The sequence below is a fragment of the Variovorax sp. GW531-E2 genome (assembly GCF_059423125.1).
Genome location: NZ_JBWKXQ010000003.1, coordinates 150150 through 163760, shown reverse-complemented (window position 1 = coordinate 163760; position 13611 = coordinate 150150). Strand labels below are relative to the sequence as shown.

The following is a 13611-nucleotide window of genomic DNA, read 5'->3' as shown; positions in this document are numbered from 1 at the left end:
GCTAGGCAGGCATCGATGCGATTTCCATAATGAACCGCATCCGGCAAGGATCGACGCCATCGGCGAGACGCACGGACACCCTTGGAGACAACGAACATGCAGAAGAAAAAGACCCGCCGCGCGCATGCAGCGGCGCGCCTCCTCACGGCCGTGGCCCTCGCGCTGACCGGCATGCTCGCGACCGCACAGGGCACCTACCCGAATCGCCCCATCCGCGTGGTCGTGCCCTACCCCGCCGGCGGCAACACCGACATCATTGCGCGCGACGTGATGCGCGACCTGTCGGTGCGGCTCGGCCAGCCCGTGGTGATCGACAACAAGCCCGGCGCCAACAGCATCCTGGGCACCGACCTCGTGGCCAAGGCCGCGCCCGACGGCTACACGCTGCTGGTCGTGATCGGCGCCTACGCCAACAACGAATCGCTCTACCGCCGCCTCCCCTACCGCGCCGCCGACCTGGCGCCGGTCTCGCAGCTCACGCGCACCTCGCTCGTGCTGGTCACGGCCAGCCCCGGCGTGCGCGGCGTGGACGACCTGGTGCGCGCCGGCCGCGACGGCAGCACGCCGTTGAGCTTTGCCAGCAGCGGCGTGGGCTCGGCGGCGCACCTGCTCGGCGAGCGCTTTGCGCGCACCACCGGCATGAAGGGCACGATGCACGTGCCGTACAAGGGCACCGCTGACGCGACCACCGACCTTGTCAGCCACCGCGTCGGCTTCATGTTCGACGCCATCTCGGCCATGGGGCCGCACATCTGCCAGGGCAAGCTCACGGCGCTGGCGGTCACGGGGCAGGAGCGCTCGCCGCTGCTGCCGCTGGTGCCCAGCCTCAAGGAACTCGGCCACCCCGAACTCACGGCCTACGCGTGGGCCGGCGTGATGGCCCCGGCGCAGACGCCCGCGGCGATCGTCGACAGGCTCTCGAGCGAACTCGCCGCCGTGCTCAAGGGCGCCGAGCTGCGCACCAAGCTCGCCGCCATCAGCACCGAGGCGGTCGGCGGCACGCCCGCCGAGTTGGCGGCGTTCATCGCGCGCGAAACGCAGGTCAACGGCGACGTGATCCGCCAGCTGAACCTCTCGCTGGACTGACGCCATGGACCCGAACAACAAGCACAAGACCGTGAAGATCGGCGGCGCCTGCGCCTTCATCGGCGACAGCATCCTCGGCCCGCGCCAGCTCGTCGACGTGCCGGGCATGCAGTACCTCGTGTTCGACTACCTCGCGGAGATGACGCTGTCGAGCTTCGCCCAGGCGCGCAAGGCCGACCCCGCGCAAGGCTACGCGACGGACTTCATCGACGTCACCTTGCGCGAGATCCTGCCGGCGTGCGCGCGCCGCGGCATCCGGCTGGTCGCCAATGCGGGCGGGCTGAACCCGCGCGGCTGCGCGGCGCGCATCGAGGCGCTCGCGCGCACGCTGGGCTGCCCTCTGAAGGTGGCGTTCGTCGAGGGCGACGACTGCCTGTCGCTGCTGCCCGCGCTCGAAGCCGAGGACACGCGCGATTTCTATTCGGGCACGCCGATGCCCGCCGGCATCGACAGCGCCAACGTGTACCTGGGCGCCCTGCCCATCGCACGCGCACTGGCCCTGGGCGCGGACATCGTGGTCACCGGCCGCATCGTCGACAGCGCCACCACACTGGGCGTGCTGATGCACGAATTCGACTGGTCGGCCAACGACCACGACCGCCTGGCGTCCGGCTCTCTGGCGGGCCACATCCTGGAGTGCGGCGCGCAGGCCACGGGCGGCATCTTCACCGACTGGGCCGGGGTGCCCGACTGGGAAAACATCGGCTACCCGTACGTGGAATGCACGGCCGACGGCGGCTTCGTCGTCACCAAGCCCGAGGGCACCGGCGGCCTCGTGACGCCGGCCACGGTGAGCGAGCAGATCCTCTACGAAGTGGGCGACCCGGCCCGCTACGTGCTGCCGGACGTGGTCTGCGATTTCACCCAGGTCACGGCCGTCGCAGTCGGGCCGCACCGCGTGCGCGTGGAAGGCGCGCGTGGCCTGCCGCCGCCGCCGACCTACAAGCTGTCGGCCACTTACCAGCAAGGCTACCGCTGCATCGCGCAGGTGTCGGTGTTCGGCGCCGATGCGCTGGACAAGGCGCGGCGCACGGGCCACGCACTGCTGGGCCGCGTGCAAGGCATGCTGCGCGCGCAAGGCCTGGGCAATTTCGACAAGACGCTGGTCGGCGTGATCGGTGCCGAGGACAGCTACGGCCCGCACGCCACCGCATCGGGATTGCGCGAAGCCGTGGCCCGCGTGGCGGTGACGCATCGCGACAAGGCGGCGCTCGAACTCTTCTCGCGCGAGGCGCGTGCACCGGGCGTGTCGTTCGCGCCGGGGTCCACCAGCGGCAGCGCGCTGACGCTGAACAGCCGCGCCGCCGTGGAGCCGCGCTACCGGTTGTTCTCCTGCCTGGTCCGCAAGGACCGGCTGCCCGCGCCGCGCGTGGTGATCGGCGAGCACGAAGAACGCGTGGAGATTCCCTGCCGGGACGCCGTGCTCCCCGAAACGCTGGGCATCAAGGCCGGCCCGACCGCGATGCTGCCGTCAGCTGATAGCGGCGCCACGGTCCCGCTGATCACGCTGGCCTATGGCCGCTCGGGCGACAAGGGCGACACGTCGAACATCGCGATCATTGCGCGCCGCCCCGAAGACCTCCCGCTGCTGCACCGCGAGCTGACGCCGGAACGCGTGCGCGCCTATCTCGGCCACCTGGTGCACGGCGAAGTCACGCGCTACGACGTGCCGGGCCTGCATGCGCTCAACTTCCTGATGACGCAGGCGCTGGACGGCGGCGGGCCGACCTCGCTGCGGCCCGACCCGATGGGCAAGGGCATGGCGCAGCTGCTGCTGGGCATGCCCGTGGCCGCGCGGTAAGGCTCAGCCCGTGCCGAACCGGTAGCTCGACACCACGAGCCCGCCCATGAAGGCGTCCTCGTGGTAGACGCGCTCGCCGACATCGCCCTCGGCCGCACCCACCGCGACCATCAGCGGAATCAGGTGCTCCTCGCGCGGGTGCGCCACGCGCGCCGACGGGGCCGAGGCCCAGTCCTGCAGGCGTTGCACGCGCGCCTGCGGCGTGGCCTGCACAGCCGTCTCGTCGAGCCAGTCGCCGAAGGCCTTCGACACGCCGTGCGCCTGCGGGCCGAAGTTGCGCAGGTTGTGATAGCTCAGGCCGCTACCGACGATGAGCACGTTCTCGTCGCGCAGCGGCGCGATCGCGCGGCCCAATGCCAGGTGCTCGGCCGGGTCGAGCCCGCGCCGCAGCGACAGCTGCACCACCGGCACCTCGGCGTTCGGGTACATCGCGGCCATCGGCGAGAACATGCCGTGGTCGTAGCCGCGCTCGGGGTCGATCTGCGCCGGCAGGCCGGCGGCGGCGATCAGCGACTGCACGCGCTGCGCGAGTTCGGGCGAACCGGACGAGGCGTAGCGCACCTCGTAGGTGTGGGCCGGAAAGCCGCCGTAGTCGTAGATCATGGGCGGGCGCGGGTTGCCCTGCACGGTGAACACGGGCGACTCCCAGTGCGCCGAGACCATGAGGACGGCAGCCGGCGTGCGGCCGATCTGGCGCGGCATGTCGGCCAGCGAGGCGGCGAGCTGGTCGTAGGTGGCGCCCATCTCCTTCTTCATCCAGGGCCAGGGGCCGCCGCCGTGCGAGATGAAGTACGTGGGCAGGCGGGAAAGCGTGGGGGTGTCGTGGGTCAAGTCGATGCTCCTTGAAGGCGTTGGATCGACTGTAGACATTTCCTTTCAGGAAATCGACAGGCTACGATGCATCGAATCCTTTCTTCACAGGAAATCATCGATGGACCGCATGACCAGCCTGCGCGTGTTCCGCGAGGTCGTCGAGGCCGGCAGTTTCGTGGCTGCGGCCGAGCGCCTGGGCCTGTCGGCACCGATGGCCAGCAAGCACGTGGCGCAACTCGAGAAATCGCTGGGCGCGCGGCTGCTGCACCGCTCCAGCCGCCACCTGAGCCTGACCGAAGCCGGCACCGCCTGGTACGAGCAGAGCCGCCGCGCACTCGACCTGCTCGACGCGGCCGAGGCCGCCATCGGCCAGACCAGCGACGCGCCGCGCGGCCAGCTCAAGGTGAGCGCGCCGGTGTGGTGCGCCACGCCGCGCTTTGCGCGCGTGCTGGCCGACTACCGCGCGGCGTACCCCGAGGTGCTGGTCGACATGCACCTGGAAAACCGCAAGGTCGATCTCGCGGCCGACGGCTACGACCTGGCCTTGCGCGCCACGCAGGAGCCCTCGCCCGCGCTCATCGCGCGGCCGCTGTGCCGCGTGCCCTTTCATCTTGCGGGCACGCCGGCCTACCTGAAGCGCCACGGCGCCCTGCCCGCGGTGCCGGCCGACCTCGCGAAGCTGGGCGCGATCGTGCCCAGCTACGTGAACCTGGACAACCTCGCGCTCAAGGGGCCGGGCGGGCGCATGTTCCCGCTGCGGCTCACGCCCACGATGCGCTCGGACGACACCACGCTCACGCTGCACGCGGTGCGCGCCGACATGGGCATTGCCTACCTGCCCGTCTGGCTCATCGACGACGACCTGGCGCAGGGCCGGCTGGTGCGGCTGCTGCCCGCGTTCGAGGCCACGCCGGTCACGCTGTTCGCCGTGTACACCAGCCGGCAGTACATGTCGCCCAAGCTGCGAACTTTCATCGACTTCCTGAGCGCGCGGCTGGGGGGCATGGAAACAAAGGCAGCACGCGCCGACGACAGCAAGACACGACGCAGCTGAAGGGTTGCTGAAGGCACCGGCCACGAACGCACCTTTTCGGGGCAAGGTCATGCATGCAGGGCTACATTCGAAGGCTCTGCTGGAGACCGATTCCTTGTTCCGCTTTTTCGAAAAACTCCTTCCCCCGTACCCCGCCGCCGAACCGACGCTGCCGCCCCAGGGCTTCTTTGCCTTCCTGTGGGCCTGCACGCACGGCGTGCGCGGCAAGATCGCCGCGATGGCGGTGCTCACGGCGGTGATGTCGACCTTCGAGGCCGCGCTGTTCGCGATCCTCGGGCGCATCGTCGACTGGCTCGGCGGCCAGGTGCCCTCGCGGCTGTGGGCCGAGCGCGGCGACACGCTGCTGTGGCTGGCCGCGTTCCTGGTGATCAGCATCGGCGTGGTGGCGCTGCAGACCATCGTGAAGCACCAGACGCTGGCAGTGAACCTGCCGATGCGCCTGCGCTGGAACTTCCACCGCCTGATGCTGGGCCAGAGCATGGCCTTCTACCAGGACGAGTTCGCGGGCCGCATCACGGCCAAGGTGATGCAGACCGCGCTGGCCGTGCGCGAGACCGTGTTCGTGCTGGCCGACGTGCTCGTGGCCATGGGCGTGTACGTGGCCACCATGATCATCCTGGTGGGCGTGCTCGACGCGCAGCTGGTGTGGCCCTTCGTCATCTGGCTGGCGCTGTACATCGCCTCGCTGGTGTACTTCGTGCCGCGCCTGGGCAAGGTAGGCAAGGCGCAGGCCGACGCGCGCGCGCTCATGACCGGGCGCGTGACCGACGCCTACACCAACATCGCGACCGTCAAGCTGTTCTCGCACACGCAGCGCGAGGCCGGCTTTGCGCGCGATGCGATGCGCGAGTTCATGAAGACGGGCTACGGCCAGATGCGGCTGGTGAGCGCCTTCGAGATCGTCAACCACACGCTGAGCATGGGCCTCACGGCCGGCATGGCCGGCATGGCGCTGTGGCTGTGGTCGCACGGCACGGTGGGTGTGGGCGCGGTGGCCGCCGCCACGGCGATGGCGCTGCGGCTGCAGGGCATGTCGCACTGGATCATGTGGGAGATGACCAGCCTGTTCGAGAACATCGGCACGGTGCAGGACGGCATGAAGACGCTGTCGCGCCCGCGCACGGTGCTCGACGCACCCCATGCCACGGTGCTCGACGTACCGCACGGCGAGGTGCGCTTCGAGCAGGCGAGCTTCCGCTATGGCGATGCGGGCCGCCGCGTGATCGACGACCTGAACCTGGTCGTGAAGCCCGGCGAGAAGATCGGCCTGGTCGGCCGTTCGGGCGCCGGCAAGTCGACGCTGGTGAACCTGCTGCTGCGCTTCCATGACCTGGAGAGCGGCCGCATCCTCATCGACGGGCAGGACATCTCGAAGGTCACGCAGGATTCGCTGCGCATGCACATCGGCATGGTCACGCAGGACACCTCGCTGATGCACCGATCGGTGGCCGACAACATCGCCTATGGCCGGCCCGACGCCACGCTGGCGCAGATCGAAGCCGCCGCCAGGCGTGCCGAGGCGCACGACTTCATCCAGACGCTGGGCGACGCGGGCGGACGGCACGGCTACGAGGCGCATGTGGGCGAACGCGGCGTGAAGCTGTCGGGCGGCCAGCGCCAGCGCGTGGCCATCGCGCGCGTGATGCTGAAGGACGCGCCGATCCTGCTGCTCGACGAAGCCACGAGCGCGCTCGACTCCGAGGTCGAAGCCGCGATCCAGCAGAGCCTGTACACGTTGATGGAAGGCAAGACCGTGATCGCGATCGCGCACCGGCTCTCGACCATCGCCGCGATGGACCGGCTCATCGTGCTCGACGAAGGCCGCGTGGTCGAGGAAGGCGACCACCGCACGCTGATGGCCCAGGGCGGCCTGTATGCGCGGCTGTGGGCGCACCAGAGCGGCGGCTTCCTGGGCGACGGACTGGAAGAAGACGAAGCCCTGCGCGCCTGAACGGGCGTCAGGTCGGCAGTGCGCCGGCTTCGTACTGCGCGACGAACTCACCCGACGGCGGGATCGGCTTGATGATGTCGATCAGCACGCCGTTCGGGTCGCGCGTGATGAAGTGGCGCTGGCCGAAAGCCTCGTCGCGCAGCGACAGCAGGATCGGCAGGCCGGCCGCCTTCAGGCGCTCGTGCACCGCGTCGGGGTCTTCCACTTCGAAGTTCAACAGCAGCCCGCCCGCCACTTGCCCGCGCGCTTCGGCGGGAATGGTCTTGTGCGTGCCGTCGAGCACTGCGAGGTTCACCGAGGCATCGTCCGCCAGCTGCAGGTGCACGTACCAGTCGGTCGTGAACAGCGACACAAACCCGAAATGCGCCTGGTAGAAGGCCGCGGTGCCGGCCACGTCGTTGGTCATGATCACCGGGTAATAGCTCGTCACTTTCATGGGGAGGCTCCTTCGTGGATAAAACGTACAAACTGCATGTAAGTTAAATATTAATCCACAAACAGACTGCATGTAAATTAGGGGCATGGCCAAAACCCCGGCACGCACCAACCGCGAACGCACCGAAACCACCCGCCTCGCGCTGACCGAGGCGGCCCGCACGCTCTTCGTCAGCAAGGGCTATGGCGACACCTCGACCCCCGAGATCGCCATGGCCGCCGGCATCACGCGCGGGGCGCTGTATCACCACTTCAACGACAAGCGCGACCTGTTCCGCCAGGTGCTGCTGCTCGAGGCGCAGGCGGTCGCGGCCGACATCGATGCCGCCACGCCCGACGAGCTCGGCCCGCGCGAGGCCCTGCTCGTGGGCAGCGAGGCCTACCTGAAGGCGATGACGGTGCCGGGGCGCACCCGGCTGCTGCTGATCGACGGGCCCGCCGTGCTGGGCCTGGCGGAAATGATGTCGATGGACGACGCCACCTCGGCGAACTCATTGCGCCAGGGGCTGGCGCGCGCCGGCATGGGCCGCGGCGAGGTGTCGCTCGACGCCCTCGCCCGCCTGCTGTCGGCCGCCTTCGACCGTGCGGCCCTGGAGATCGATGCCGGCGCAGATGCCGCCAAGGTGCGGGCCGCCATGCTGTGGCTGCTGGAGCAGGCGCTCCCGCCCAGGAGAAACTAGACCGCGCCTCGCCCGCCCATGCGCACGGGCCACTTGGCGACGGTGCCGCGCTGCATCGATTCGAGCGTGGTCTGCGTGAACACGTTGATGCTCACGTGCCGCGCGAGGTAGTGCTCCAGCACCAGCCCCAGCAGGTACGGGCTCGTGCCGGAGAACCCTTCTTCGTCGACGCTCAGCGTGCATTGCACGCCGCGCCCGTAGATCAGCGGCCCCGCGCCCGGCAGGCGACGCGTCACAGGCTCGATGCGCGAGCCGACGAGGCAATCGATCTGCCGGCGCAGCACGTCGTTGTCGGCCGTGACGAACAACCGCAGCATGTCGCGCAGCGCCTGCGCGCCCTCGCGGTGCGGCATGTCGGCCAGCGGCAGGTGGTTGAAACCCAGCTGGCGGATCAGCCGCCATGCGATCTCGCGCTGCGCGAACGGCGACTTGGGGGTGCTCGGCGCACGGATGAGGCCCACGGCCGACACCGGGATCGAATCGGCCACCGCGAGGTCGGCCTGCCCGTTGCGCGGCACCAGGCACGGCAGGTCGCGGTTGGTGAGCATCGCCTTCACCGACAAATAGCGCAGGCTCTCGGGGTACGGCGCCTCCTGCTGGTCGACCAGCGACAGGAACACCTCGGTGCCGATGTACGGCGTGCGCGTGCCGTACTTGCGCGCCGTTTCGGACACCAGCCGCGGCTCGCGCCGCACCGAGAAGTAGCGGCCGTGGTTGCCTTCGTCTTCGTTGAGCGTCTGGTAGAGCGGGCGGAAGTCGATCTCGGCCGTGGTGCGTGCCTGCTGGCCGGCGATGCGCTGCACCGAATACACCTCGAAGTCCATCGGCCGCGAACGGTCGGGCACGAGATGGAACTCGGTCTGCGCGCTGTCGAGCTCGATGCGGTCGGTGCGCCGCTCGAACAGGTTGACCACCGGCGTGCTGAACAGCGCGAACTGCGCCGCATCGACCAGCGCCCCCAGCGCGCCAGGCGGCTTGCTCAGCAGCACGACGATCTCGACCTCCTTGCCGGGAATGCGCGCCAGCCCCGGCGCGAGCTGCGTGAGCGTGAAGAAGTAGAAGCGCTCGGGGCACGCGAAGTACTCGTGCAGCAGGTTGTGGCCGTGGAAGGTGTTCCACGCCAGCGGCAGCAGGCCTTCGCCCGGCCCCAGCCCTTCGTGCACCAGCGCGCCTTCGGTCACGACGTGCGGCCGGTCCATCAGCTGGCCGGGCTCGCCGACGAAGGTCGCGACCGCCGAGGTGTGCAGCAGCTCGAACAGGTGCGACGCCACCTGCTCGTTGCCGCGCAGGTAGATCGGCAACCGGTCGAGCCCCGACAGTGCCGAAAAGCCCATCTCGCCCACGATGCGCAGCCGCAGGCGCAGCGCGCCCGTCACCTGCACGTGCGGCGGCACGTAGCGCTCCAGCGCCGGGATGTCGGGCGGCGCGCCGGTGAGCCGGGCCTCGGCGATCTCGAAGGGCCACAGCGTCACGTCCTGGCTGGAGCGGAACTCGCAGGGCGTCTGCTCGCCTGCGGGCACGCGTGCGTGGAAGGCCGTGCCGCGCGGCACCACGAAGCCGCGCGTGAAGTCGCCCTCCTTCACGCTGGGATGCAGCTGCGCCACGGCCATCGACGGCGTGGGGCTCAGGTAGTTGGGGTACAGCACCTCGAGCAGGCGCTGCGTGAAGCGCGGAAATTCGGCGTCGAGCTTGATCTGCATGCGCGCCGACATGAAGCTGAACGACTCGATGAGCCGTTCCACGTACGGATCGGCCACCTCGATCCCGTGCATACCCAGGCGGCGCGCGATCTTGGGGTGCGAGGCGGCAAACTCGCTCGCCGCCTCGCGCATGTAGACGAGTTCCCGGTTGTAGTACTCGAGGAGTTGCGGATCCATGACGGTGAGCCTTCCCTGGCGTGGTTGAAGTAAAGGAGAAATGAAAGACAGACAGGCTTCAATCCGCCGCGCCGACGATGCGCATGCGGTTGGTCTCGAGGTCGACCGCGCTTTGCACCGTGAAGGCCAGCGGGTACGGCTTCAGGTGGATGAGCGCGCGGATCTCGAACAGCAGCACGTTGTAGGCCTCGGCCGCGCCGTCTTCCTTCATGAGCGGCACGACCTGCACGCTGTCGGGAATGAGGCGCGGCTCGTAGTCGCGGATGGCGCGGCGGATGATGCGTTCGATGTCCGCCCATTTGCGCTCCGACAGGTAGCTGCCGGCCAGCGGCGGCACGCCGTAGTTGACGGTGGAAGACGCCGCGTCGGCATGGCGCGTGCGGTCGATCAGGTCTTCGGCATTGGTGGTGTTGAACAGCAGGGCCAGGTCGCGCTGGATGATCTCGCGCATCCGGGCCGGCGTGGCCGTGTACTCGGACGGCAGCTCGGCGCTGCGGCCGGGCGCCTCGTCGCGCAGACGGTCGAACAGCGTGGGCAGCAGCTGCGCGTTGACGCGCGGTGCGGCGGGTGCATCGGGCCCGCGGGGCGCGCGGGCGCCGGGGTGCGCGGGGTGGGAACCTGTGAACGGGGATTGCTCGGTGAGCCGCATGACCTGGCCTTTTCTGGAAGGGGCAGAGTCTTGCGTGGATGCCCGCCGCTCATTGCAAACAATGGTCACACAGCAGGCCGGGCGCGCACGCCCACGCCCACGTCCACGCCCATCCCGGGCATTTGTCGCCGTGTGCGCGCTTCGCGAGTCCTACAGCACGCACCGTCCCTCGCCGACACCCGCGCGCCGGCGGGCGCCCGATGCTGGGTCATCGCCAACCACAAGGAGCCTTCGCGTGAATTCCATCATCTACATCGTCGGCCTGGTCGTGGTCGTCGTCGCCGTGCTGTCGTTCTTCGGCCTGCGCTGAAACCGCAAGCGCAGCGCCACGGGGCCGTTCGCGGCCCCGTTTCTCTTGGGCAGGCCTTCTGCATGCGCCGGGCATAATTTGCGCGCCCCGCCGCCGCTTTGCTGCGCCGGGGCGTCATTGGCGAAGAAGAAGGGACCCTGTTGATCACCACCACCGCGCTGCGCGCACCTGCTTTTCCGGATGCGGTGATCACCGAGGCGGTCCGATGGACCGAACAGAACGGCCCGCTCGACGACTCGTCGGCCCTTCGCACCGCGGCCTCGCGCGCAGCCGACGGCCCCACCCGCATCGTTGAACGCGCCCGCCAGCTCGGCGAGCGCATGGGCCTGCAGGCCGAACTCTCGCGCGGCCGGCAATGGGCGCCGTGGGTGCTGCTGGCGCTGGTGGCGCTGGTCGTGATCGCGGGGCTGGGCCTCGCCGGCCAGGTGGTCGGCGGCAACGACCGCCACATCAACGTGATCGTCGCGCTCGTCAGCTTGCTGGGCCTGCATGCGCTCACGCTGCTCTTGTGGCTGGCCGGCCTGTGGCTGCCGTCGGGCACCTTCGGCACGGCCTCGCTGGGCTGGCTGTGGCTGTCGCTCACGGCGCGCGTGGCGGGCGGCCAGCGCGGCCAGGCGCCGCAGCTGGTGCGCGCGGCCACGGGGCTGCTAACACGTGCGCGCCTGCTGCCCTGGGCCTTCGGGCTCGTGAGCCACGGCATCTGGGCGCTGTCGTTCGCCGTGGTGCTGGCCGCGATGCTGTTCGCCCTCGCCTTTCGCAGCTACACGCTGAGCTGGGAAACCACCATCCTCGAGCCGGCCTTCTTCGTGCGCGTGGTGCAAGCGCTGGGTTGGCTGCCGGCGCAGCTCGGCTTTCCCGTGCCCGATGCGGCCACCGTGCAATCGGCGGTGCCTGTCGCTGCGGCCCAGCGCACCTGGGCGCTGTGGCTCACCGGTTGCATCGCGGTGTACGGCCTGCTGCCGCGCCTGGTGCTGGTGCTGCTGAGCGCCGCCGTCTGCCGCCAGCGTCGCCCCGCCTTGCAGCCCGACTGGCAGGCGCCCTACTACCGCAAGCTGCTGGCCCGCTTCGCCGCGCTGGCGCCACCCGCCATCGTCGATGCCGACCCGGGCCGCGCGCACCCCGCCGCACCCACGGGCCTGCCGGCCTCCGAGCAGCACGACGGCCTGTTCGTCGTCGGCTTCGAACTGCCGCCCGACCTGCCCTGGCCGCCCGCCGGCTTGCCGGCATCCGCGGTCCGCATCGACGGCAGCGCCCCGGCGCGACGTGCGCTGCTCGACCAGCTCGCGCAGCTCCACCCGCGCACCGTGCTGCTGGTCTGCCATGCGGCCTCGAGCCCCGACCGCGGCACCGAGCGCTTCCTGCGCGAGGTGCTGGCGCATTGCGGCGAATGCCGCCTCTGGCTGGCCGACGCGCCCAACGCCGCCGCCACGCAGCGCTGGCGCGACTGGCTGCGCGACGCCGGACTGGCCCACGTGGTTGCGAGCGACCGGCTCGATGCCGTCTTCACGGAAGGCACCGCCACCGCATGACCACCCCGACTCCGATCCGCATTGCCGTCGTCGGCCACACCAACGCGGGCAAGACCTCGCTGCTGCGCACGCTCACGCGGCGCGTGAATTTCGGCGAGGTGTCGCAGCGCCCGGGCACCACGCGCCATGTGGAATCGGTCGACCTTGAGGTGAACGGCCAGCCGGCCGTGCGCTTCCTCGACACGCCGGGCCTCGAAGATGCGGTCGCACTGCGCGAGCACCTGGCCGGCCTCGACGCCACCGCGCAAGCCACGCCGCCCGAGCGCATCCGCCGCTTTCTGCAGGGCCCCGAGGCGCACGGCGTGTTCGAGCAGGAGGCCAAGGTGCTGCGCGCGATGCTCGACATCGACGCCGCCTTTCTCGTGATCGACGTGCGCGAGCCGGTGTTGCCCAAGTTCCGCGACGAGATCGAGCTCCTGAACTCCTGCGCACGCCCGGTGCTGCCGGTGCTCAACTTCGTGCGCGACGCCGCCAGCCGCGAGCCGGCCTGGAAAGAACTGCTCTCGGCCTACGGCCTGCACGTGCAGGTGCGCTTCGATGCGGCGGCGCCGTTCGTGGGCGCCGAGCACGACCTCTACAACGACCTGGCCACCCTGCTGCGCGACCGCCGCGACGCGCTGCGCGGCGTGATCGACGCGCTCGACGCCGAGGCCGACGCGCGCCGCCAGTCGGCCTGCACGCGCATCGCGGACCTGCTGGTCGATGCCGCGGCCATCCGCCGCACCGTGCCGGCCGCCGAGTTCGCCGACGCCACGCGCCGCCAGGCGCTGGTCGCCGGCGTGCAGAAGGACGTGTTCGACAAGGCCCAACGCTGCACCGACGACCTGCTCGCGCTCTACGGCTTTCGCCAGGGCGACGCCGACGAAGCGCCGCTGCCGATCATCGAAGGCCGCTGGACGCTCGACTTCTTCAACCCCGAGGCGATGAAGGACGCCGGCCTGCGCCTGGGCAAGGGCGCGGTCATCGGCGCCGCCGTGGGCGTGGTGGCCGACCTCGCGGTGGCCGGGTTGTCGCTGGGCGCGGGCGCGGCGCTGGGCGGCGCCATCGGCGGCGCGGTGTCGCAGGGCTGGGGTCCGCTCGGGCGCAAGCTGGCCAACAAGCTGCGCGACATGCACGAACTCACGGTGGAAGACAGCGTGCTGTTCACGCTCGCGGCGTGGCAGCTGCAGCTGGCGCAGGCGCTGGAACGGCGCGGCCATGCGGCCGTGGAACGCATCCGGGCCGAGGCCCCGTCGGCGGACGAGGACGACACGCTGATGCGCGCCGCCGCGGGCGCCGTGCGCGCCGTGCAACCGGCGCGCAGCCATCCCGAGTGGGAATCGACCGGCGCCCTCACGCGCAGCTTCTGGCGCCCCGCGCCGCAGCGCGAGGCGCTGGCCGGCACGCTGTCGCTCGAGTTGCGACGAGCCTTCGACGCCTGACGCCG

11 protein-coding genes are annotated in these 13611 nt (G+C 70.2%); 7 read left to right on the top strand and 4 right to left on the bottom strand.

Annotation, left to right across the window (positions count from 1 at the left end; translation table 11 throughout):
- The first annotated feature begins 96 nt into the window (after positions 1-96).
- Both AC07XP_RS03600 and AC07XP_RS03595 read left to right on the top strand, forming a co-directional pair.
- The gene (locus tag AC07XP_RS03600; protein WP_495263824.1) at positions 97-1086 is read left to right on the top strand and encodes a Bug family tripartite tricarboxylate transporter substrate binding protein; all 990 of its coding nucleotides are present in this window, start codon (positions 97-99) and stop codon (positions 1084-1086) included.
- 4 nt (positions 1087-1090) lie between these two features.
- A complete protein-coding gene (locus AC07XP_RS03595; protein ID WP_495263823.1) occupies positions 1091-2887 on the top strand; it encodes an acyclic terpene utilization AtuA family protein in 1797 nt (598 codons plus the stop codon).
- 3 nt (positions 2888-2890) lie between these two features.
- On the opposite strand, the gene AC07XP_RS03590 is transcribed toward AC07XP_RS03595, so the two are convergent.
- On the bottom strand, positions 2891-3718 hold the full coding sequence (locus tag AC07XP_RS03590) for a DODA-type extradiol aromatic ring-opening family dioxygenase (protein ID WP_495263822.1): 828 nt from the start codon (positions 3716-3718) through the stop codon (positions 2891-2893).
- Between the two features lie 100 nt (positions 3719-3818).
- Between AC07XP_RS03590 and AC07XP_RS03585 the strand changes: the two genes are divergently transcribed.
- Together AC07XP_RS03585 and AC07XP_RS03580 are read left to right on the top strand one after the other, a co-directional pair.
- Positions 3819-4754, top strand: coding sequence for a LysR family transcriptional regulator (locus AC07XP_RS03585; RefSeq protein WP_495263821.1), 936 nt, complete (start codon positions 3819-3821; stop codon positions 4752-4754).
- 94 nt (positions 4755-4848) lie between these two features.
- Complete coding sequence (locus AC07XP_RS03580) at positions 4849-6705, top strand: ABC transporter ATP-binding protein (RefSeq protein WP_495263820.1); 1857 nt, start codon at positions 4849-4851, stop codon at positions 6703-6705.
- A 7-nt stretch (positions 6706-6712) separates the two neighbouring features.
- Here AC07XP_RS03580 and AC07XP_RS03575 read toward each other — a convergent pair whose 3' ends face one another.
- Positions 6713-7141 carry a VOC family protein gene (locus tag AC07XP_RS03575; protein ID WP_495263819.1) on the bottom strand — a complete coding sequence of 143 codons (429 nt, stop codon included), beginning with the start codon at positions 7139-7141 and terminating at the stop codon, positions 6713-6715.
- Positions 7142-7226: 85 nt separating this feature from the next.
- Between AC07XP_RS03575 and AC07XP_RS03570 the strand changes: the two genes are divergently transcribed.
- The gene (locus AC07XP_RS03570) at positions 7227-7820 is read left to right on the top strand and encodes a TetR/AcrR family transcriptional regulator (RefSeq protein WP_139706177.1); all 594 of its coding nucleotides are present in this window, start codon (positions 7227-7229) and stop codon (positions 7818-7820) included.
- On the opposite strand, the gene tssF is transcribed toward AC07XP_RS03570, so the two are convergent.
- Complete coding sequence (gene tssF, locus AC07XP_RS03565; protein ID WP_095744941.1) at positions 7817-9697, bottom strand: type VI secretion system baseplate subunit TssF; 1881 nt, start codon at positions 9695-9697, stop codon at positions 7817-7819. The genes AC07XP_RS03570 and tssF overlap by 4 nt on opposite strands.
- A gap of 58 nt (positions 9698-9755) precedes the next feature.
- Positions 9756-10346, bottom strand: a complete 591-nt coding sequence (gene tssE, locus AC07XP_RS03560) for a type VI secretion system baseplate subunit TssE (RefSeq protein ID WP_083258999.1) — start codon at positions 10344-10346, stop codon at positions 9756-9758.
- A 450-nt stretch (positions 10347-10796) separates the two neighbouring features.
- Between tssE and AC07XP_RS03555 the strand changes: the two genes are divergently transcribed.
- Both AC07XP_RS03555 and AC07XP_RS03550 read left to right on the top strand, forming a co-directional pair.
- Positions 10797-12185: a DUF2868 domain-containing protein gene (locus tag AC07XP_RS03555; protein WP_495263818.1), complete on the top strand. Its 1389-nt coding sequence runs from the start codon at positions 10797-10799 to the stop codon at positions 12183-12185.
- Complete coding sequence (locus AC07XP_RS03550; RefSeq protein ID WP_495263817.1) at positions 12182-13606, top strand: GTPase/DUF3482 domain-containing protein; 1425 nt, start codon at positions 12182-12184, stop codon at positions 13604-13606. The genes AC07XP_RS03555 and AC07XP_RS03550 overlap by 4 nt, the downstream gene beginning before the upstream one ends.
- Positions 13607-13611 lie beyond the last annotated feature (5 nt).